This window comes from Candidatus Delongbacteria bacterium, assembly GCA_041675285.1.
Taxonomy (GTDB): domain Bacteria; phylum CAIWAD01; class CAIWAD01; order CAIWAD01; family CAIWAD01; genus CAIWAD01.
In genome coordinates this window covers 154,135-173,950 of the sequence record JBAYTZ010000005.1, presented here as the reverse complement: position 1 = coordinate 173,950, position 19,816 = coordinate 154,135, and the positions used below count along the sequence as shown (strand labels likewise).

Genomic DNA, 19,816 nt, shown 5'->3' with positions numbered 1-19,816 from the left:
GGGCGGGTCTCAGTCCTGCGCCAGCGCCTGGCGGATGAGTCCGGGGCGGTTGCTGGTCAGCCAGTCCAGGCCCCAGTCGCGCAATTGCCGCGCCCGGGCGGGCTCGTCCACGGTCCAGGCCCCCAGCTCAAGCCCGGCGCCCCGCACGGCGCGGCACAGCTCGTCCGTCAGCCCGGCCTGCTCCAGATCCAGCCCGTGAAACCCGGCGGCTTGCGCGCCGCGCAGCCAGCCTGCCAGGGTGCGCGGCGCGGGCGGCCGGGACGCCGCGCGCAGCCAGAGCAGCGGCAGGGCGGGCGCCTGACAGCGCGCCTCCAGCAGGGTCTCCCGGCGGAAAGCGAGCACGCGCACGCGCTCAGAGCGCCCGGCCAGGGCCTCCAGCAGCGGCCCCACCTGTTCCGGCCCCTCCTTCAGCTCCAGCAGCAGCCAGCGGTCCGGCGGGCGCAGGGCAAGCAATTCGTCCAGCAGCAGGGGAGCTTCCGCAGGCAGCTCCGGCCGTCGGGCGCACGCGTTGAGGGATCGGCGCGAGTTCTGGTCCAGCCGGGCCACCCGGCGCCGGTCCCCGCAGCAGCGCCACAGATCCGCGTCGTGCTGCAGCAACAGGCGGTCGTCGGCCATCCGCCGCAGGTCCACCTCCACGCCGTCCGCCCCCTGGCGCCACGCTTCGCGCAGGGCCGCGGCTGTCTGTTCGGGGAAGTCGGCCGAAGCGCCCCGATGGGCGATGACGCGCATTTAAGGCTCCGCCAGCCAGGCCCGGATGGCCCGGGCCGCCCCGCCCGCGGCGCAGTCCGCCACCACCGGGAAGCGCTCGCGCAGCTCCGCCGGGGCGTTGGCCACCACGGCGGCGGCGCCGGCCCACTCCAGCAGGTCCAGGTCGTTGTGGTCGTTGCCCAGGGCGCGACAGGCGGCGGCCGGGATGCCCAGCTGGTCCACCAGCAGGCGGGCGGCGCCCCCGGATTTGCAGATCTCGCGCGGCTGCAGCTCGATCCAGAGCGTGCGGCCGTCCAGCGGGCTGGTGGAATGCAAGACGCGCAGGTCGGGCAGCGCCGCGCTCAGGCGCGCCGGCCAGTCCGACTCCGCCGGGGCGAACACCAGGAACTGGCTGGCCCCGTCCGCGAAGCCCGCCGCCGGATCCGCCGTGCAGAGCGGTCGACCGTGCGTTCGGTTGCGCTCCAGCCGCTGGTCGAAGTCCGTCCCGTCCGCCGCGCGCCGCCGGTAGGCGAACTCGTGGCTGTGGGGCGCGGGGGCGTGGATGCTGTAGGAGAGCGGCAGCTCGTCCAGCCGGGCGGCCAGTTCGCGCACCCGCGCGCCGCTCAGGCCGACCTGGGTGGTACAGGCCCCGTCCGGCCAGCGCAGGTGTCCGGCGCCGCTGGCGAAGATCAGCCAGTCCAGGGGCGCCTCCGGCGGCAGGACCTTGCGGGCGTGGTGCAGCGAGCGGCCCGTCACCACCACGCGTGTGACGCCGCGCCGCCCCAGCTCCTCCAGGGCCGCCAGATTCTCCGGGTGGATGCCCCGCACGGGGTCCCGCAGAGTGCCGTCCAGATCCGTGCAAAAGGCCCGCATGCGCTCCCCCTGGTTGACGATTGGGCGGTCGTATCCCGAGGATCCGCCCGCGGACATCAGGCCAGCCGGCGTGGCACGCGCTCGCTGATCCCGGTGAGGATCTCGTAGGGAATGGTGCCCTGCCAGCGGGCCAGGTCCTCCACGCGGATCTGCTCGTCCGCCTGGCTCCCCACCAGCACCACCTCGTCGCCGTTGTAGGCCGTCCCCGCCGGCCCCAGGTCCACCATCAGCTGGTCCATGCAGATGGCCCCCACCACGGGGCAGCGCCGGCCGCGGATCAGCACCTCGGCCCGCCCCGTCATACCGCGCGGATAGCCGTCGCCGTAGCCCACGGGCACGGTGGCCAGGCGCGTGCGGCAGGGCGCGCGCCAGAGGTGGCCGTAGGACACGCCGGCCCCGGCCTCCACCACCTTGAAGTAAACGACGGCGCTGGTCCAGCGCAGGGCCGGCCGCGCCTCGGGCAGCCAGGCCTGCTCCGCCGAGTGCTGCACGCCGTAAAGCAGCAGGCCCGGGCGCACCAGGTCCAGGGCCGTGTCCGGCCGGCGCGCGGCGGCGGCGGAGTTGGCGATGTGCCAGCGGCACTCCGCCGGCAGCAGGTGGCCGGCCTGGCGGCGCAGCTCGCACAGGCGCGCCAGCGGCGCGTCCATCCGGGCCGGATCCGCGTGGTCGGCGTTGGCGAAGTGCGAGTAGACGCCGGCGATCTCCAGCCGGTCCAGCCCGGCGCAGACCTCCAGAAAGGCCGCGCCCCCCGCGGCGTGGACGCCAATGCGCTCCATGTCCGTGTCGATCTTCAGGTGGACACGGGCCCGGCGCGCCCGGCCGTCGGCGGCCTCCAGCGCCCGTAAGCGCTCCTGCACCAGCCGGGCCTTGTGCGGACTGGAGACGGTCATCTCCAGCCGGTAGTCGAGATAGGCCGGGATCTGGTTCTCCACCAGGCCGCCCAGCACCAGGATCGGGCATTCCAGACCTTCGCGGCGCAGGAGGATCCCCTCCTCCACGAAGCCCACGGCCAGGCCGCCCGCCCCCGCCGCCAGGAAGGCCCGGGCCGCGGCCAGCATGCCGTGGCCGTAGCCGTTGGCCTTGACCACGGCCAGCACGCCAACCGGCCCCAGCCCGCAGCGAGCGCCCAGGGCGCGCAGGTTGTGCTCCAGCGCGGCGGGATCGGTCCAGACCTGGGTGGGCCGCAGGGGCAGGCAGGGTTGGGCGTGGTCGATGTGGTACTCGCTCAAGAAACTCATCGCGTCGTCTCCCCGCTCGCCAGCCCGTTTTCCGCCCCGCCTCCGTCCGCTGTGGCGGCCTGCCACCCGCGCAGCAGCTGCTCGCGCAGCTCGGCCTCCGGGCGCGTGGCGTCCAGCCGCAGGACGGGCTCGCGCTCGCCCAGGCCGCGCAGCCACGTGCGCTGCCGGCGGGCCAGCTGCCGGGTGCGCAAGGTCAGGCGCGCGGCGCAGCCCGCCAGATCCAGTTCGCCCGCCAGCAGCGCTTCCACCTCCTCCACGCCCACGCTGCGCAGGGCGTGGCCCGTGCGGGGCACGCCGGCGGCCAGGGCCGCGCGCAGCTCGTCCACCATGCCCGTCTCCAGCAGCTGGCGCGAACGGACGCGGATCCGCTCGTCCAGCCAGTCCACCGGCGCCTCCAGCACGGCGCAGAAGGCCTGCACGGGCCGCGGCAGGCGGCGCTCGCGCAGGACGCGGCTGGCCGGCTCGCCGGTGGCCAGGCAGAGTTCCAGATAGCGCAGTTGGCGCTGGCTGTCGGTCGGGGGGATCCACTCCGCTTCGGGGTCCCGGGCCAGCAGCTCGCGCCGCACGCCCTCCAGCCCGTGGGCCACGTGCAGGGCCAGCACGTGGGCGCGCAGCCCGTCGTCGGCCTGCAGGGAGGGATCCACCGGCTGCAGCAGCGCGTGCAGATAGAAACCGCTGCCGCCACAGAGCAGGAAGGGCAGGGGTCCCGTCCGCCCGCCCGCACCCGCGCGAACGTCCGCGGGCAGCCCGAGCACGGCCCGCGCCTCGCGCACAAAGCGCCCCGCGCTGGCGGCCTCGTCCAGCCGCATGTGGCCCACCAGGTGATGGGGCACGCGCGCCCGCTGGGCCGCGTCCGGCGCGGCAGTGGCCACTTCCAGCCCGGCATAGACCTGGCGACTGTCGGCGCCGATGATCTCCATCCCCAGCTCTTCGGCCACACCCAGGGCCAGGCTGGTCTTGCCCGCCGCTGTCGGTCCGGTCAGGATCAGCAGGCTGGGCAAAGCGCTCATCTGCCCGCTCCCTTTGAGGGAACTACCACAGAGGCACAGAGACACAGTTGAAACTTGTAGAACAGATCAAGCCAAGGTTGGTTGTCGGGCAGCATCAGCATGTTGAAATCCAAGTCACGCTCTGTGCCTCTGTGACTCTGTGGTATTGTGTCACGCCTTGAATTCCACCTTTCTGCTGGCGCCAGAAAGGTGGAGCCAAAGAGGCGCTCTTCTCAGCGGCCGTAACGAACCCGCCTCACGGCGGGCGTCGAACAGACGGCCGAGCCGTGTGATTCCTGGTCCGCTGGTAGGTAGTTCGCGCTTCGCGCTTCACCCATTTTCTGGTTCAGCCCTGCGGGCTTCACCTCACAACGCTCAAATCGCCGACTCGCCTTCGAGCCTTCGTGCTCAAACAGACACTCGAACGCACCATGCCCGACCCAGGCCAAGACGACTCAACACTCTGTGCCTCTGTGCCTCTGTGGTGATGGTTCACGTGCCTCTCAGGTCCGCGCGAAGCGCCGATTGAGCTCGCTCAAGCCCAGGGTCACCACCACCGGGCGGCCGTGGGGGCAGGTGTAGGGCTGCTCGCAAGCGAACAACTCGTCCAACAGGGAGCGCATCTCCACCTGGCTGAGCGGCTGCCCGGCCTTGACCGCGGCCTTGCAGGCCACCGAGGCCGCCAGGGCCTGGCCGGGCTCGGGCAACAGCGAGGCCTCCAGCCGGAACTGGTCCAGCACGTCCTGGATCAGGCCCTCGGGGTGCACCGAGCGCAGCTCCGCCGGCATGCCCGTCAGCAGCACGTCGCCGCCCTGCATCTCCATCGAGAAGCCCATCTGCAGGAACGGCTCGAGCAGCTCCTCGAAGACCAGCCGGTCCTCGTCGTCCAACTTCAGCGGCACGGGAAAGAGCAGGCGCTGGGAGCTGCCGCGCTGCTCGCGCAGGGAGGCCAGCCCGCGCTCGTAGAGGATGCGCTCGTGGGCCACGTGCTGGTCGACGATGATCAGGCCCTGGGGCACCTGGGCCAGGATGTAGGTGCGGTGCAGCTGGAACAGCCCGGGCTCGCCGTCGCGCCGGCGCTCGTCCTCCTCCTGGCGGGCGGAATCGTCCCCGGTCTCCAGCCCGAAGCGCTCGCGCGCCAGGGCCGCGGAATCCAGGTACTCGCGCACGCCGCTCCAGGCCAGGGCCTCGCCCGGCGCCCGCCGTTCGCCGGGAAAGAGCGGGGCCTGTCCCATGGCGAAGGCCGGGCCGGACTCCGCCGCCGGCAGCGGCGCGCCGCCACCCAGCGCGAAGACCTGCGCCGCCCCCGGCCCAAATTCCGCCGGACCCAGCGGCAGCCGGTCGCGCTCCCGCGGTCCCGGATCGTCCGGCCCCAGCTGGGCCACCGGCGCGCCGGCCAGGGCGCGGGCGACCGCCTCGTGCACCACGCCGTGCACCTGGCGCTCGTCCTCGAAGCGCACCTCGCGCTTGGCCGGGTGCACGTTCACGTCCACGCGCTTAGGATCCGTCTCCAGGAAGAGCAGGAAAAAAGGCAACTGGTCGCGCTGCAGGGTGTGGCCGTAGGCCGAGTAGACCGCGTGGGCCAGCACGCGGCTGACGATGGGCCGGCCGTTGATGAACAGGTACTGGTCGCCCTGGCTGCGCCGGAAGGTGTTCACCTGGCCGGCGTGGCCGCGCACGCGCAGGCCGGCGGCCTGGTGGTCCACGGGCAGCAGCAGGCCCGCCAGCTCCGGCCCGAAGACCTGCTCCAGCCGGTCCGCCTCGGCCCCCGCGGGCCAGTCGGCCAGGGTCTGGCCGTCGGCCACCAGCTTGAAGCCCGTCGCCGGGTGGGCCAGGGCGATGCGCCGCAGCACCTGGAGGATCTGGCGCAATTCGGCGCGGTGGCTGCTCAGGAATTTGCGCCGCGCGGGCGTCGAGAAGAACAGGTTGCGCACCAGGATCCGCGTGCCCGGCGCGCCGCGCCAAGGCGCCTCGTCCAGCAGCGTGCCGTCGGCGATCCAGAGCTGCAGGCCCTCGCCCTCCGCCGGGCAGGTGCGCAGCTCGAAGCGCGAGACCGCGGCGATGGTGGCCAGGGCCTCGCCCCGGAAGCCCAGGGTGCCGACGGATTCCAGCTCTTCCAGGCTGGCCAATTTGCTGGTGGCGTGGGCCTCCACGGCCAGGCGGGCGTCCTCGGGCCCCATCCCGGCGCCGTCGTCCTCCACCTGGATGAAGTTCTTGCCGCCGGCCTCCACCACGATGGCCACCCGGCGCGCGCCGGCGTCCAGGCTGTTCTCCACCAGTTCCTTGACCACGGAGGCCGGGCGCTCCACCACCTCGCCGGCGGCGATCTTGTGCACCAGGGCCTCGGGCAGGCGGCGCACCGGCCGGCGGAGGGGCGGAAGGGAGGAGTTCACGGCCGCACCCGGGCGGAGTCCGCCGGTGCGTTCAACTCGTCCTCAAGGCCCACCACGGTACGCGGCTGAAGCCAACGGGCCAGGGGATCCCCGTGCAGGTATTCGTAAATGGCCAGGGCCAGGGCCAACAGCAGGCCCCACTTGACCACGGCCGTGCCCCGGGAACGCGGGGTGACGAGCGGGCGGATCTGCAGCCGCTGACGCAGATCGCTCCCGCCCTCCGGGGAACTCAGGGGCGTGTAGCGGAACTCGCGCCGCGGCAGCTTGGGAAACAGGGGCATGGCCTCTCCGCCGGACTCAGGACACCATCAAGCCGCCCACCGTGCTCAGGAACCAGCTCAGGTAGCCGGTGAGCGGGCCGCGGAAGAAGAAGAGCACGATCAGCAGCAGCACCATGCCGTAGCGGTCCAGTTCCCGGTAGCGGTCGCCCAGCTCGCGGGGCAGGAAGTGCGCCACCACCCGGCTGCCGTCCAGCGGCGGAATGGGCAGCAGGTTGAAGGCGGCCAGCACCAGGTTGACCTGGAACAGGGCCCCCAGCACGTCGCTCAGCCCGCCGGCCAGGAAGCCGCGCGTGGCCAGGGCCTGGAAGATCAGGGCCGCGGCGAAGGCCAGCAGCAGGTTGGAGAGCGGGCCAGCAGCGGCCACCAAGGCCATGTCCCGGCTGGGCCGGCGGAAGTTCCAGGGATTCACCGGCACGGGCTTGGCCCCGCCGAAGACCGGCGCGCCGCTCAGCAGGCAGAGGGCCGGCACCAGGATCGACATGAAGGGATCGATGTGCGGACGCGGATCCAGGGTCAGGCGGCCTTCGCGCCAGGCCGTCCGGTCGCCCAATTTGAGGGCCGACCAGCCGTGGGCCACCTCGTGGACGATCACCGAGAAGATCAGCACCGGCAGGAAGATCAACAGGTCATGCATGGGGCCTCACTGCAGGGGGAAGGGCAGCACGCCCAGTTCCAGGGCCCGCCGGTAGAGGCTGAGGGCCACGAAGACCACGGGGAACCAGAGGGCGTCGCGCCAGGCGGAATCGTAGCCCTTCAGGCGCACGTCCCAGCTCTCCGGCCGTTGGAAGCCCTGAAAGCGCGGCCAGATCCGCGGCACGCGGCGGCAGTAGTCCTCGTAGGCGGAGCCCAGCCGCGCCCGCAGCCCCGCCTCCTCGGAGAGGATCACGAAGGGGTAGTAGGCCAGGAAACCGCCCAACAGGAGCAGGGTGAACCAGAAGTGGTTGGTGACCAGGGCGCCTCCCGCGGCCCCCAGGAAGGAGAAGCCGTAGAGCGGATTGCGCACCACGCTGAAGGGACCGGCGTCCACCACTTGGCGGGTCTTGTAGCCCGAGAGGTAGAGCAGGCTCCAAAGTCGGCCCAGCATGCCGGCCATCAGCAGCAGGAAACCGGCCCAGTAGGCCGGTCCTCCCGTCTGCGCCCCGGGTAGCAGCGGCCGGCCGCTCAGCAGCAGCAGAGCCAGCAGCCCGAGCGCGAAGAGCCGCGTGAAGGCGATGCGGTGCCGTGGGAAGCGCCCCAGCCAGGCCATGGGCCTACTTGCCCTTCGTCGAGGCTTCCACCTTCACCGTGGCGTTTTCCAGCAGCACGGGGAAGAAGTAGCCCGACCCCAGGTCGCGGTCGGTGCCCAGCTTGCCCTTGGCCGTGATGCGGTCGCCGACCTTGACCTTCTGGGAGGTGGTCACCACCAGATCGTCCTTGCCGGACTGGCCCGAGCCGTCCATCAGGTGGATCCAGTTGGAACCCATGATGCCTTCGTTGTACTTGGTCACCACGCCGCGCACCTCGACGGTCTTCCCGGCCAGCAGCTTGGGCTGGAAGAAGCAGTCGGCCACGGTGTGGGTGGCCTTCTTGATGCTGCCCGCCTTGGGCTTGGCCACGCTGGCGCCCGGCGCCTTCTGGCCGGCCAGCGGCATGCCCGCGTGGGGGTTGGCCGCCATGCCCTTGCCCGCCGGCGCCTTGCCCATGGCCGCACCGCCGCCCGCCGCCGCGCCCAGCGAATTGACGAAATAGATCTGGTCGAAGGTGCGGTTCAGCGCCTTGCTCTGGAAGCCGGACATCAGCATGCCGTCCCCCGTGCTCAGCTTCTGGCCCTTCTTCACCGCCGTCTGGGGCCCGGCCAGCCAGATGTCGCCCTTGCCCGTGGTCAGCAGCACGTAGGTGTAGCCGCCGCCGTCCATGGTCTGCTTGACGGTTCCGGAGAACCCCGCCGCGCCGGCCTGGAGCACCAGGAGCAGCAGGGCCATCGTGGTCAGAATCTTCATGCCATCCCTTCTTTCTGTAGAATTCAGCGCCGCGGGCTGTCTCACGCGACGGCCGCACATGATAGCAAAGCCCTTTTCCTCTCCCACCCCCGTCCGGCCGCCGCGGTTGGCGGCCGCCCGGGCCGGCTACAGGTTCAGGGCCTGTAGCACGCGGACCACCAGCGGGGCGTCCTGGGTGACGAAGAAGTGCAGGCCCGGCGCGCCCGCCTCCAGCAGGGCCCGGCCCAGGCGGGTGGCGTGCCGGACCCCGGCCTCCTCGCGCTCCGCCGGCCCGCGGGCCTGCAGCAGGTCGTGGACCAGCTCCTCGGGCAGATCCACGTGGAAGTGCCGGGGCAGGCTGTTCACCTGGTGCAGGCGGCTGACCACCTTCAGCCCGGGCAGGATGGGCGCGTGGATCCCGGCGGCCCGGCAGCGCGCCACGTAGTCGGCCCAGCGGCCGGCGTCGAAGCCCATCTGGCTGACCACCCACTCGGCGCCCGCGTCCTGCTTCTCCTTCAACTTCTCCAGGTCGAAGCTCAGGTTGGGGGACTCCACGTGTTTCTCGGGATAGCCCGCCACGCCCACGGCGAAGCGGCCCGGCTGGCGCTCGGCCAACTCGTGCAGGTAGCGGCCGGCGTTGACCTCCCGCACCTGGCGCACCAGATCCACGGCGTAGGCGTTGCGCGGCCCGGGCCGCACCTGGTGCCAGTCCGGCACGTCGCCGCGGATGGCCAGCACGTTGTGGATGTCCAGGTAGGAGAGCTCGATCAGCGCGTCCTCGGTCTCCTCCCGCGTGAAGCCCACGCAGAGCAGGTGCGGCACGGTCTCCACGCCGTAGCGGTAGCGCAGCGCCGCGCAGAGGCCCAGCGTGCCCGGCCGCTTGCGGTAGATGTGCCGGCGCCAGGCGCCGTCCTCGCCCTCCTCGAACCAGGAGTCCGCGGCGTGGTTGGTGACGTCCACCCAGGCCGGGTGGAAGGGCATCAGCGCCTCCAGCACCTCGTGCACCTGGGCCATCCCGCCGCCACGGATGGGCGGGATCAATTCAAAGCTGAAGAAGGGCTGGCGCCGCAGGGCCAGAAACTCGGGGATGCGCATGGCCTCGCTTTCCATTAGGTTGCACACGCGGGCCAATATGGTTCACGGCGCCCGACAGAAAGGACCCCCCAATGCCTCATGCCGACCTGGAATCCCGCCTGGGGCGGGAGCTGCTGCTGTTCGACGGTGCCATGGGCACGAGCATCCAGTTCGCCGCGCCGCCCCTCGAGGCCTTCGAGGGCCACGAGGGCCTGAACGAGTGGCTCGTGCTCAGCCGCCCGGCCCTGATCGAGGAGATCCACGCCGGCTTCCTGGAGGCGGGCAGCGACATCGTGGAGACCGACAGTTTCGGCTCCTTCTCCGTGGTGCTGGACGAATACGGCCTGGGCGGCGCCGCCCGGGAACTGGGCCAGGCCGCGGCGGCCCTGGCGCGACGCACGGCGGACCGCTTCGCCACGCCCGCGCGTCCACGCTGGGTGGCCGGCTCCATCGGGCCGGGCACGCGCCTGCCCAGCCTGGGGCAGATCCGCTGGGCCGCGCTGGTGGACTCCTATTCGCCCCTGGTGGAAGGGCTGCTGGACGGCGGCGTGGACCTGCTGTTGGTGGAGACCGTCCAGGACCCCCTCCAGGCCAAGGCCGCCCTCGAGGCCTGCGAGCGCGCCTTCCGGCGCCGCGGCCGGCGCTGGCCCGTGGGCGTGCAGATCACGGTGGAAACCACGGGCACGCTGCTCCTGGGCACCGAGCCCGGCGCGGCCCTCTGCGCCCTGGGACCCTGGCGGCCGGCCTTCTTCGGCCTGAACTGCGCCACCGGGCCGGCCTCCATGCGGCCCCAGGTGCTGCAGTTGGCTGCCGCCTCGCCCTTTCCGCTTAGCGTCCAGCCCAACGCCGGCCTGCCCCGGGCCGAGGGTGGGCGGATGATCTACGACTTGGCCCCGGAGGACTTCGCCCGGCAGATGCGCGACTTCGTCCTCCAGCAGGGCGTGTTGCTGGCGGGCGGCTGCTGCGGCACCACCTCCGCGCACCTGGCCGCGCTGGCCCGCGAGCTGCGCGGCGCACAACCCGGTCGGCGCTCGCCCCAGCCCGTGGAGGCGCTGGCCAGCCTCTACTCCACGATGGCCCTCACCCAGCAGCCCGGTCCGCTGCTCATCGGCGAGCGCACCAACGCCAACGGCTCGCGCCTCTTCCGCAAGCGCCTGGAGGCCGACGACTGGGAGGGACTGGTGGAGATGGCGCGCGAGCAGGCCGCCGAGGGCGCCCACGTGCTCGACCTCTGCACGGCCTGCGTGGGCCGCGACGAGCGCGCCGACATGGACGAGCTCTGCCGCCGGCTGGCCACGGCGCTCTCCATCCCGCTGATGATCGACTCCACCGAGCCCCCGGTGATCGAGGCCGCGCTGGAGCGGCTGGGCGGCCGGGCCATCGTCAACTCCATCAACCTGGAGGACGGCGAGACCCGCGCCCGGCAGATCCTGCAGCTCTGCCGCCGGCACGGGGCGGCCGTGGTGGCGCTCTGCATCGACGAAGAGGGAATGGCCCGCACGCCGGAGCGCAAGCTCCAGGTGGCCCGACGCCTGCTCCACGTGGCCCTGGACGAGGGGCTCAGCCCCGGCGACCTGCTGGTGGATCCCCTGACCTTCACCCTGGCCTCCGGCGATCCCGACTACCGGCTAAGCGCGCGCGAGACCCTGGAGGCCCTGCGGCTGATCAAGGCCGAGCTGCCCGGCGTGCGCACCAGCCTGGGCCTGAGCAACGTCAGCTTCGGCCTGAAGCCCGCCCTGCGCCAGGCGCTCAACAGCGTGTTCCTGGAGCTGGCCCTGGCGGCCGGGCTGGACGCGGCCATCCTGCACGCCGGGCGGATCACGCCCACGCACCAGCTGCCCGCCGAGCTGCGCGAACAGTGCCGGCGCCTGCTGGAAGGCGATCACAGCGCGGGTGATCCCCTGGCCGCCCTGCTGGCCCTGGGAGAGGAAGCAGGCCTGTCCTCGTCCGGCGCCGCCGTGGACGAGCTGGCCGCCCTGCCCGTGGAGGAGCGGCTCAAGGCGCGGATCGTCAACGGGCGCGGCGAAGGTCTGGAGGCGGACCTGGAGCTGGCCCTCTTGGAGCGCGATCCCTGGAGCCTGGTGAACGACGTGCTGCTGGCGGGCATGCAGACCGTGGGCGAGCTGTTCGGCGCCGGCCGCCTGCAGCTGCCTTTCGTGCTGCAGAGCGCCGAGACCATGAAGCGCGCCGTGCGCCACCTGGAGCCCCGGATGGGCGTGGCGGGCGCCGCCGGCCAGCCCCGCGGCCGCCTGCTCCTGGCCACCGTGCGCGGCGACGTCCACGACATCGGCAAGAACCTGGTGGACATCATCGTGCGCAACAATGGCTGGGAGGTGGAGAACCTGGGCATCAAGGTGCCCGTGGAGCAGCTGCTGGAGGCCATCCGGCGCCACCCGCCCGACGCCGTGGGCCTGAGCGGCCTGTTGGTGCGCTCGGTCTTCGTGATGCGCGAGAACCTGGAGGTCTTCGCCCGGGAGGGGCTGACGCTGCCCGTGATCCTGGGCGGCGCGGCGCTCAACCGGCGCCACGTGGACGAGGAGCTGCGCCCGCTCTACCCGGGTCCGCTCTACTACGCGCGCGACGCCTTCGAAGGATTGGCCATCCTGGAGGCCCTGCGGGCGGGTCGCGACCCGGCGGCGGCGAAGGCGACGGCGGAGACCGCGCCAGCGGAGCCCGGGGGCGAGGAGGCCCCGGCGGCCACCTTCCAGGAAGCCGCCCCGGCCCTGGATCCCTGCCTGGACGTGGCGCCGGCGGCACGGCCCGCGCGGCTGGAGGCACTACCCGAGCCGCCCTTCTGGGGCGCCCGGGTGGAGACGGAGCTGGACCTGGACGAGGTCTGGCCCTGGCTGAACCTGAACACGCTGACCAAGGGCGAGTGGGGCTTCAAGCGCGGCCGACTGGACGAGGAGGCCTGGCAGCGCCTGGAGCGCGAGACCATCCAGCCGCTGCTGGAGCGCCTCAAACTCGACGCCCGCCAGCGCGGCTGGCTGCGCCCGGCCGTAGCCTGGGGCTGGTTCCCGGTCCAGGCGGAGGGCCGGCGGCTCTGGATCTGGCGCCACCCGGACGATCCCAATCCGCTGCACCTGGACTTTCCGCGCCAAACCGAGGCGCCCTGGCACTGCATCAGTGACTACTTCTCCTCCGCCCAGGACGGGCGCCGGGACGTGCTGGGCCTGCAGTGGGTGACCGTGGGTGCCGAGGCCACGGCCGAGGCCCTGCGCCACCTGGAGGCGGACCGTTACAGCGAGTATCTCTACGTGCACGGCCTGTCGGTGGAGGCCGCCGAGGCGCTGGCTGAGGGCTGGCACGCCCGGATGCGCCGGGAGCTGGGCATCGCCGGCGACGACGCGCCACACGTGAAGCAGATCTTCCGCCAGGGCTACCGCGGCAGCCGCTACAGCTTCGGCTATCCGGCCTGCCCGCGGCTGGAGGACCAGCAGCTGCTGGCCGAGCTGCTGGGCGTGGAGCGCATCGGCTGCCGCCTCACCGAGGAATGGCAGATCGTGCCCGAGCAGAGCACGTCGGCGCTGATCGTGCACCACCCGGAGGCCAAGTATTTCAGCGTGTAGCGGGGCCGTGATCCCAGCGCCGGGTCACACCGGCTTTCTTCTGCCCACTCGCGTGTGGGGGGTCGTGCGCTGACGCGCCGTGTTTCCCGCTTTCTTTTCGCGGAAAAGAAAGCGGGACCAAAGAAAAGGCTCCGGCAAAGCAGGCGCGAGGGCGCGCCTATCACCTCTCCGATCAGTTCCACCTCTTCGGCCTCAGCGCGCGCGTACTGACCATCGGCGCATGGGAATGCGCCGACGGTCAGTGGCGACGCGCTATTGAGGCCGAAAACAGGAACTCGATTCATCGATGGTTCGCGTCGCCTGTGCTGGGTCCTGCTGGCACTGAGCGAAGTCGAGTGCCGTCCTTTGAACTCCAAAAAAAACGGCTCTGTGGATCTGTGGTGTGCGCAATGAAGAAAGGCGCGTCGACAAATCGCCGTCTTTGGAAATCCAAAAACGACTCTGTGCCTCTGTGCCTCTGTGGTGAAAACTGCGGCCGACCAGCTCAGCTCAGGAAATTCAGCAGGCTCGTGCTCATCACCTGGGAGATGGACTTCAGCGCGGCCTGGTAGCCCGTCTGCTCCAGCGTGTAGCGCATCATCGTGTCGGCCAGGTTGGCGTCCTCGTCGTCGGAGATGTTGTCGGTCAGCAGTTCCTGCCGGCTGAAGAGCTGGTTCTCGGTGGCGTCCAGGCGCTGCACGCGCGTGCCCAGCGAGGCCCGGGTGCCGTTGATGGTGGAGATCACCGCGTCGATGCGCTCCAGGGCGGGCCCCGAGGCGTCCTCGTCCCCGGCCAGCAGGCCGTCGCGCAGCTCGATCAGCGTGTCAAAGATGTCCGCCTGCCCGCCCGGCGTGCCGCCCATGAACACGTCCACGCCGCGAAAATTGACCTGCAGCTGTTCGTTCTCGGAGAGCTGGACCATCACCCGGCCCTCCTGGCCGCTGGGCGTGGCCGTCACCAGCTGGATGCGCCCGGCCGCGTCGCGCACGGCCTCGAAAACCGGCTGATCCACCTGGCTGCCCGCGTAGAGGCTGTGCCCCAGGAAGCGCCGGTTGCCCTCGGCCAGCAGGCTCTCCAGCAGCTGGTCCACCTCCTGGCCCAGCACGGTGCGATCCTCGTCGCTCCAGGTGCCCGTGGAGGCCTGCACGGCGAAGCTGCGCACCTCGTCCAGCTGGTCGGTGGCACGCTGCAGGCTGAGCTCGGCGTGTCCGAGCCGCATGCGGGCCGTGTCCAGGTTGCGTTGGAATTGCAGGTTGCGGGCCAGGCCGCTGCGCAGTTTGAGGATCCGCGCGCTGGCGGCGGGATCGTCCCCGGCCTTGTCCACGCGCTTGCCGCTGGTGGCTTCGCGCTGCACGGCCTCGAAGCGCGCGCCGCGCTGTTCGATGGTCAGCAGGCTGTCCTGCACGCGCATTCGATTGGTGACTCGCATCCGCGTTCCCCCTCGTTGCCCCACCCCACGACCCTCGTGTCCCGTCGCCTGATCACACCAGCTGCAGCAGTTCCTGAATCATCGAATCCGCCGTGCTGATCACGCGCGCCGCGGCGGAGTAGGCCTGCTCCTGCTGGAGCATCAGCGTCAACTCCTCGTCCAGGTTCACGCCGGAGATGGATTGCCGGCGGTTGTCCAGCTCGCTGACGAAGGCCTGCTGGGCCGTGTAGTCGGCCTCCGCGCGCTGGGCCTCGGCGCCCACCCGGCTGACCAGCGTGCCCCAGGCTTCGCCCAGGGAGAGGCCGGCCAGCGCGGCGAGGCGCGTCTCCGCCAGCTGGGCGATGGCCGTGGCCTGCTCGCCGTTGCCCTGGCCGCCGTCGGCGCTGGCCACCACGCGGCCGGGCTCGTCGCGCACCCAGTTGCTGAGAGCCAGGCCGGAGGCCCCCTGGCCCGCCGGATCGAAGAACTCGCGTCCGGCGCGGCCGCCCAGGTCCGTCCCCGCCCGATGCAGGCGGTTGACCTCCGCCACCAGCGTGTCCGCCAACTGGTCCAGCTCCAAGAGGCGCGCGGGCAGCACGCGGTCGCGCACGTCCAGCAGGCCGCCCAGCTCGCCCGAGGCCACCTCGAACTCGTGGCCCGAATCGCTCCAGTGCAGGCGCGTAAGCACGGTGCCGTCCTCCGCCGCCTGCTGGCTGGTGGTCAGCTGGGAAGCCACGGTGCCGTCCACCAGGGCCCGGCCGCCCACCCAGACGCGGAACACGCCCTGCTCGTCCTCGGCGGCGCGCATGTCCACCAGCCCGGCCAGGTCGTCCAGCAACAGGTCGCGCCGGTCGCGCAGGTCCGAGGCCACCTGGCCGTTCAATTCGGCCGCGCGAATGGAGCCGTTCAGCTCGGCCAGATCCACGGCCAGGTTGTTCAACTCGCCGCCCACTCGGGCCACCTCGGTGTTCAAATCCTCGCGCTGGGCCTTGAACTGGCCGGCCAGCTGGTTGAAGCGTGCGGACACCCGGTGGCCGGCCTCCAGCACGGTGCGCCGGTAGCTCTCCTCCGCCGGCTCGTTGCCCAGGTCGGACCAGGCGCTCCAGAACTTGTCCAGCGCGTCGGAGATGCCCGGATCGCCGGGCTCGGCCACCAAGGACTCCACCGCCCCCAGCTGTGCCGAACGCTGCCCGCTCTCCCCCAGCCCGCCGGCCTCGCGCCGGTAGGCACGGTCGAAACTCTCCATCCGCAGGCGCTGCAGGCCGATGGGCTCCACGCCGGCGCCGATGCCCGTCGGGCGCTGCTCGGAACCCAGCCGCGCCCCCAGCTCCAGGCGCTGGCGCGTGTAGCCCGGGGTGTCCACGTTGGCCACGTTGTGGCCCGTGACGTTTAGCGCCAGCTGGTGCGTGATCAGCGCGCTGCGGGCCGTGTCCAGCAGTCCGAAGAGCGAGGCCATCAGACCCTCCGGTCGATGAGGCGGCTGGCCGCCCCGTCCGTGCGGGGGCGGGCGTCGGGCCCGTAGGTGGCGGATTCGCGCGTGGCGTCCAGCAGCCATTCCAGCCGCCGGCGGTTGAAACGCCGCTCCTTCTCCACCACGCGGCCCGTCAGGGATTTCAGCTCGTGGACCCGGTGCAGGTGCGTGCGCAGCCGGCGCCCCAGCAGGTGCAGGCGCGACGAGAGGGCGGGCGGGCAGCACTCGGCCACCTGGCGCAGGGTCAGCGGCGCCCGGGCGCTGGGGAACTCGCGCTGCAGGGCCTCCAGCAGCAGGCGCCGTCGCCGCTCCTGGCCGCGCAACAGGTGGTGGCAGCGCTCGACAGACTCGGAGAGCTCCAGCACGCGCTCTGGCTGACCGCTCTGCAGGGCCTCCAGCTGCTGGTTCAGCTCCTGCTCCAGCTCGTGGTAGAGCCCCAGCTCCTCATCCAGGCGCGCGGCCAGCCGTTCGGCCAGTTCGTGCAGGGCGCCGTTCATCGATCCTCCTGCAGCAGCTTCTCGATGCGGGCCACGTAGGCCCGGGTCTCGCGGTAGGGCGGCACGCCGTCGTGGCGGTCCACGGCTCCGGGCCCGGCGTTGTAGGCCGCCAGGGCCAGGCGCCGGTCCTGGTAGCGCTCCAGCATGTTCTTCAGGTAGGTCAGCCCGCCCTTGACGTTCTGGCGCGGGTCGAAGGGATCGCGCACGCCCAGGCCGCGAGCCGTGTCGGGCATCAGCTGGGTCAGACCCATGGCGCCCTTGGGGCTGCGCGCCCGGCTGTTGAAGCCGCTCTCCGTCTGCACCAGGGCCAGGGCCAGGTTCTCGTCCACGCCCACCTCAGCCGCCACGTCCCTGACCAGGGCGCGCAGCTCGGCGGACCCGACCTGCCGCACGCGAGTGGATTCCGCCGGCGCCGCGCCTTGCAGAGCCCGATAGACCTCGGCCTGCCGAGCCAGCGGGTTGAGGGGATCCGCCGCCGCGGCCTCGCGCTCCCGACGCCGAAGTTCGAAGGCGCGGTCCAGGCTGGCCAGACCCACGCCGTTGCCCGCGCCGCGAATGGCGTCCAGACCCGCTTCCAGGTTCTCGCCCGACTCGCCGCCGGCGCGCAGCTGGCGCAAGAGCGAGCTGGCCACGCCCAGGCCCGGTCCGGCGGTCAATTCCTTCGACAGCTCCTGGTTGAACTGGGACGTGTACCAGTCGCTGCCCACGCCCTGCTGCGCGAACAGGCCCTCGTCCAGGGTCTCTTGCATGGCGGTCAACATTTGCTCCACCAGCAGGCGCTCGAATTCGCGGCCGGCGCTCTCCAGCGTGGCGGCCCGGCTGCCCGGAGTCTCAGCGCCGGCGGTGGCGCGCGTGCCGGCCAGGCTGGTGCCTTGCAGCGGGCGGCTTTCCATCAGATGATCACCAGCTCGGCCTGGAGGGCGCCGGCTTCCTTGAGCAGCTGGAAAATCGAGATCATGTCCCGCGGGCTGACGCCCAGCGTGTTGAGGGCGCGGGCCACGCTGCGCACGTCGGCCATGTCCTCCAGCACGATCAGGTGCGCCTCGTCGCTGGAGACGGTGATCTCGTTCTTCTGCTCCTGGCTGGAGAACCCCGTGTAGGGGTCGGCGCTGGAGTTCTGCTGGCTTTTGATGATCACCGACAAGTTGCCGTGGGCCACGGCCACGGGGGAGAGCCGCACCTGATGGCCCACCACCACGGTGCCCGTGCGCTCGTTGATGACCACCTTGGCCGCCAGGTCGGGCTCCACCTCGATGTTCTCGATCAGGCTGGCCATCTCCACCAGGCGCGTGCCCTGGCGGGATTCCTCGGGTACCTCCACGCGGATCTGGGTGGAACTCTGGGCCGTGGCCAGCGGCTCGCCCAGCGCCGAATTGATCGCCTTGGCCGCGCGCAGGGCCGTGGTGAAGTCGGGGTTCTGCAGGGTCAGCACCAGGCCGCCATCCACCAGCAGGCTGCCCGGCGAGTCCGTCTCCACCGTGCCGCCCTGGGGCACGCGGCCCACCAGCGTGTAGTTCTGGCGGATGCTCGAACCGCCGGAGGCGAAGTTGAACCCGCCGATGGAAATCGGGCCCTGGGCCCGCACCAGCACGTCCTCGCCGCCCTGGTTGGTCAGCGGCGTCATCAGCAGCACGCCGCCCATCAGGCTGCTGGCGTCGCCCAGCGAACTGACGGTGACGTCCAGCCGGTCGCCGGCCTGGGCGAAGGAGCCCAATTTGGCCGTCACCATCACGGCCGCCACGTTCTTGGGCTTGATGGTGCCCGGGTCGAGTTTGATCCCGAAGCGGCGCAGCATGTTCTCCACGCTGCGCAGGGTGAAGGCGCTGCGGTTGCCGTCCCCCGTGCCGTCCAGGCCCACCACCAGTCCGTAGCCGATCAGGTCGCTCTGACCCGCCCCCTGGAAGACGGCGATCTCCTTCAGCCGGGCCGCGGCCGCGCCGCGCTCCGGCAGTCCCAGCAGGCAGAGGAGCGCGAGCAGGGCCAGCCACGCGAAATCGTGACCGGCCCGGTTCCACACGGAGGGGAGGCCGCGGGAACCGGGCGGCCACCCGGCTCTCTTCCAAAGTTGGGACTGTAGGAGATGAGCGTTCGAAAATTTCATGTCACAACAACCAGCCGAAGACGAAGCCCAGCACGCCCCGGCGCTGGGCCTTGCGCACCAGGCCGTCCCCCGTGTAGCGGATCACGGCCTCCGCCACGAGGTAGCTGAACACCGTGTTGTCCGCGTTGACATCCTCGGGCCGCACCCGGCCGGAGAGTTCGGTGATCTGCTGCTCGCCGTCGATTTCCATCACCCGGCTGCCCTGCAGCACCAGCGTGCCGTCGGGGTCGATGGCCACCACTTCGGCCATCAGGCGGGTCTGCAGGCTGCCCGAGCGCGAGTTGCCGCCCTTGACCTTGTGCTCGTTCTTGGAGTCGGCGCTGCCCGTGATCTCGGGCACGAAGGCCAGCGGTCCGCCGCCGCCCTGCACGCCCACTTCCAGCCCGTCCTCGCGCTTGGTGTTGGTGGAGGCGTTGGTCGAGCCCGAGCCCGACTCGACGATCAGCACGGTGACCAGATCGCCCACCCGGAAGGCCCGCTGGTCCGTCAGCCAGGAATCCCGGCTGACCTGGGCCCGCGCCGCCGCTCCCGCCAGCAGCAGGGCGAGCAGCAGGGGGCCGAGCAGGGAAAAGCGCCTCATCCCGCCACCTCCACTTCCGCCTGGCCCTTGGCCACCAGTTTGACGGACAGGCGCCGGCCGGTCTCCGTCAGGCGCACGTCCAGCGGCTGGCCGATCCGTCCATCCTCCAGGGCCTCGGCCGCGGCGCGGACGGTCACGCCGCCGGAGCGCACGCAGAGGGTCAGATTCTCGCCGCGCAGCACGTCGGGCAGGGTCTCCAGCATGCGCCGGGGCACGGGCCGCCCGGCCAGCAGGTAGCGCGAGACCCGGCAGCCCAGGGCCTCGGCCAGCGGAATCAGATCGCCGTCGGCCAGTTGCGTGCTCTCCAGCCAGCGCTCCTCCAGATCCTCGGGGCCCAGCACGCGGCCGCGGGGCAGCTCGCGCCGTGCCACGGGCAGCAGGTCCCAGCGCCGCACGCGCACGGGCACGGTCAGCCGGCGCTGGACGCGCCCCTTCTCCAGCAGGCGCAGGGCCACCGTGCAGGTGCCGCGCGGCCGCAGTTGCAGGGCCTGGGCTTCCACAGTGGCCGAATCCGACAAGCGCGGCAGCACGGGCAGGATCCAGTCGAAGCGGACGCTGTCCCGCGCACTCCACGGGCCGGTCGCCAGCACGCCGCGCAGGGCCTCGTCGCAGGCTGATTTGAGCCGCCCGTTCTCCTCCGGCGCACGCGCCGCGCCGGCCCGGGCCGGGTCGGGCAGCAGGGCCAGCAGGAGCAGGAGCCAGAGGGCGGCCTTCATCC

18 protein-coding genes are annotated in these 19,816 nt (G+C 71.7%); 1 reads left to right on the top strand and 17 read right to left on the bottom strand.

What is annotated here, in order from left to right:
- Positions 1–9 precede the first annotated feature (9 nt).
- The 10 genes from WC326_06840 to WC326_06795 form a co-directional block, all read right to left on the bottom strand.
- The gene (locus WC326_06840) at positions 10–729 is read right to left on the bottom strand and encodes a glycerophosphodiester phosphodiesterase family protein (protein ID MFA7330775.1); all 720 of its coding nucleotides are present in this window, start codon (positions 727–729) and stop codon (positions 10–12) included.
- The gene (locus tag WC326_06835; protein ID MFA7330774.1) at positions 730–1,560 is read right to left on the bottom strand and encodes an HAD hydrolase family protein; all 831 of its coding nucleotides are present in this window, start codon (positions 1,558–1,560) and stop codon (positions 730–732) included.
- 56 nt (positions 1,561–1,616) lie between these two features.
- A complete protein-coding gene (gene alr, locus WC326_06830) occupies positions 1,617–2,798 on the bottom strand; it encodes an alanine racemase (GenBank protein MFA7330773.1) in 1,182 nt (393 codons plus the stop codon).
- On the bottom strand, positions 2,795–3,808 hold the full coding sequence (gene miaA, locus WC326_06825; GenBank protein ID MFA7330772.1) for a tRNA (adenosine(37)-N6)-dimethylallyltransferase MiaA: 1,014 nt from the start codon (positions 3,806–3,808) through the stop codon (positions 2,795–2,797). The genes alr and miaA overlap by 4 nt, the downstream gene beginning before the upstream one ends.
- Positions 3,809–4,290: 482 nt before the next feature.
- Positions 4,291–6,180, bottom strand: coding sequence for a DNA mismatch repair endonuclease MutL (gene mutL / locus WC326_06820; protein MFA7330771.1), 1,890 nt, complete (start codon positions 6,178–6,180; stop codon positions 4,291–4,293).
- Positions 6,177–6,461, bottom strand: a complete 285-nt coding sequence (locus WC326_06815; protein MFA7330770.1) for a hypothetical protein — start codon at positions 6,459–6,461, stop codon at positions 6,177–6,179. The genes mutL and WC326_06815 overlap by 4 nt, the downstream gene beginning before the upstream one ends.
- A gap of 16 nt (positions 6,462–6,477) precedes the next feature.
- Positions 6,478–7,095, bottom strand: a complete 618-nt coding sequence (locus WC326_06810) for a site-2 protease family protein (GenBank protein MFA7330769.1) — start codon at positions 7,093–7,095, stop codon at positions 6,478–6,480.
- 6 nt (positions 7,096–7,101) lie between these two features.
- Positions 7,102–7,707, bottom strand: coding sequence for an isoprenylcysteine carboxylmethyltransferase family protein (locus WC326_06805; protein ID MFA7330768.1), 606 nt, complete (start codon positions 7,705–7,707; stop codon positions 7,102–7,104).
- A gap of 4 nt (positions 7,708–7,711) precedes the next feature.
- The gene (locus WC326_06800; protein ID MFA7330767.1) at positions 7,712–8,440 is read right to left on the bottom strand and encodes a hypothetical protein; all 729 of its coding nucleotides are present in this window, start codon (positions 8,438–8,440) and stop codon (positions 7,712–7,714) included.
- A gap of 126 nt (positions 8,441–8,566) precedes the next feature.
- Positions 8,567–9,514, bottom strand: a complete 948-nt coding sequence (locus tag WC326_06795) for a methylenetetrahydrofolate reductase (protein MFA7330766.1) — start codon at positions 9,512–9,514, stop codon at positions 8,567–8,569.
- 71 nt (positions 9,515–9,585) lie between these two features.
- Between WC326_06795 and metH the strand changes: the two genes are divergently transcribed.
- Positions 9,586–13,062, top strand: a complete 3,477-nt coding sequence (gene metH, locus WC326_06790; protein MFA7330765.1) for a methionine synthase — start codon at positions 9,586–9,588, stop codon at positions 13,060–13,062.
- A 484-nt stretch (positions 13,063–13,546) separates the two neighbouring features.
- On the opposite strand, the gene flgL is transcribed toward metH, so the two are convergent.
- The 7 genes from flgL to flgA all read right to left on the bottom strand — a co-directional run bounded on the left by flgL (position 13,547) and on the right by flgA (position 19,814).
- Positions 13,547–14,470 (bottom strand): flagellar hook-associated protein FlgL, encoded by a 924-nt coding sequence (flgL, locus tag WC326_06785; protein MFA7330764.1) that lies wholly within the window; start codon positions 14,468–14,470, stop codon positions 13,547–13,549.
- 52 nt (positions 14,471–14,522) lie between these two features.
- Complete coding sequence (gene flgK, locus WC326_06780; GenBank protein ID MFA7330763.1) at positions 14,523–15,905, bottom strand: flagellar hook-associated protein FlgK; 1,383 nt, start codon at positions 15,903–15,905, stop codon at positions 14,523–14,525.
- Positions 15,905–16,417, bottom strand: coding sequence for a flagellar export chaperone FlgN (gene flgN, locus WC326_06775; GenBank protein MFA7330762.1), 513 nt, complete (start codon positions 16,415–16,417; stop codon positions 15,905–15,907). Before flgN ends, flgK begins: the two co-directional genes overlap by 1 nt.
- On the bottom strand, positions 16,414–17,310 hold the full coding sequence (locus tag WC326_06770) for a transglycosylase SLT domain-containing protein (protein ID MFA7330761.1): 897 nt from the start codon (positions 17,308–17,310) through the stop codon (positions 16,414–16,416). Before WC326_06770 ends, flgN begins: the two co-directional genes overlap by 4 nt.
- Entirely contained in the window at positions 17,310–18,434 is a 1,125-nt protein-coding gene (locus WC326_06765) for a flagellar basal body P-ring protein FlgI (GenBank protein ID MFA7330760.1), read from the bottom strand. Before WC326_06765 ends, WC326_06770 begins: the two co-directional genes overlap by 1 nt.
- Before the next feature lie 85 nt (positions 18,435–18,519).
- Complete coding sequence (locus tag WC326_06760; protein MFA7330759.1) at positions 18,520–19,098, bottom strand: flagellar basal body L-ring protein FlgH; 579 nt, start codon at positions 19,096–19,098, stop codon at positions 18,520–18,522.
- Positions 19,095–19,814 (bottom strand): flagellar basal body P-ring formation chaperone FlgA, encoded by a 720-nt coding sequence (gene flgA / locus WC326_06755; protein MFA7330758.1) that lies wholly within the window; start codon positions 19,812–19,814, stop codon positions 19,095–19,097. The genes WC326_06760 and flgA overlap by 4 nt, the downstream gene beginning before the upstream one ends.
- Positions 19,815–19,816: the final 2 nt, after the last annotated feature.

Coding starts and splice junctions, on each gene's coding strand:
- WC326_06795 (MFA7330766.1), bottom strand. CDS start 9,514: ATGCGCATCCCCGAGTTTCTGGCCCTGCGGCGCCAGCCCTTCTTCAGC.
- WC326_06760 (MFA7330759.1), bottom strand. CDS start 19,098: ATGAGGCGCTTTTCCCTGCTCGGCCCCCTGCTGCTCGCCCTGCTGCTG.
- WC326_06835 (MFA7330774.1), bottom strand. CDS start 1,560: ATGCGGGCCTTTTGCACGGATCTGGACGGCACTCTGCGGGACCCCGTG.
- WC326_06800 (MFA7330767.1), bottom strand. CDS start 8,440: ATGAAGATTCTGACCACGATGGCCCTGCTGCTCCTGGTGCTCCAGGCC.
- flgK (MFA7330763.1), bottom strand. CDS start 15,905: ATGGCCTCGCTCTTCGGACTGCTGGACACGGCCCGCAGCGCGCTGATC.
- alr (MFA7330773.1), bottom strand. CDS start 2,798: ATGAGTTTCTTGAGCGAGTACCACATCGACCACGCCCAACCCTGCCTG.
- WC326_06805 (MFA7330768.1), bottom strand. CDS start 7,707: ATGGCCTGGCTGGGGCGCTTCCCACGGCACCGCATCGCCTTCACGCGG.
- flgA (MFA7330758.1), bottom strand. CDS start 19,814: ATGAAGGCCGCCCTCTGGCTCCTGCTCCTGCTGGCCCTGCTGCCCGAC.
- WC326_06770 (MFA7330761.1), bottom strand. CDS start 17,310: ATGGAAAGCCGCCCGCTGCAAGGCACCAGCCTGGCCGGCACGCGCGCC.
- WC326_06810 (MFA7330769.1), bottom strand. CDS start 7,095: ATGCATGACCTGTTGATCTTCCTGCCGGTGCTGATCTTCTCGGTGATC.
- WC326_06815 (MFA7330770.1), bottom strand. CDS start 6,461: ATGCCCCTGTTTCCCAAGCTGCCGCGGCGCGAGTTCCGCTACACGCCC.
- WC326_06840 (MFA7330775.1), bottom strand. CDS start 729: ATGCGCGTCATCGCCCATCGGGGCGCTTCGGCCGACTTCCCCGAACAG.
- metH (MFA7330765.1), top strand. CDS start 9,586: ATGCCTCATGCCGACCTGGAATCCCGCCTGGGGCGGGAGCTGCTGCTG.
- flgL (MFA7330764.1), bottom strand. CDS start 14,470: ATGCGAGTCACCAATCGAATGCGCGTGCAGGACAGCCTGCTGACCATC.
- miaA (MFA7330772.1), bottom strand. CDS start 3,808: ATGAGCGCTTTGCCCAGCCTGCTGATCCTGACCGGACCGACAGCGGCG.
- flgN (MFA7330762.1), bottom strand. CDS start 16,417: ATGAACGGCGCCCTGCACGAACTGGCCGAACGGCTGGCCGCGCGCCTG.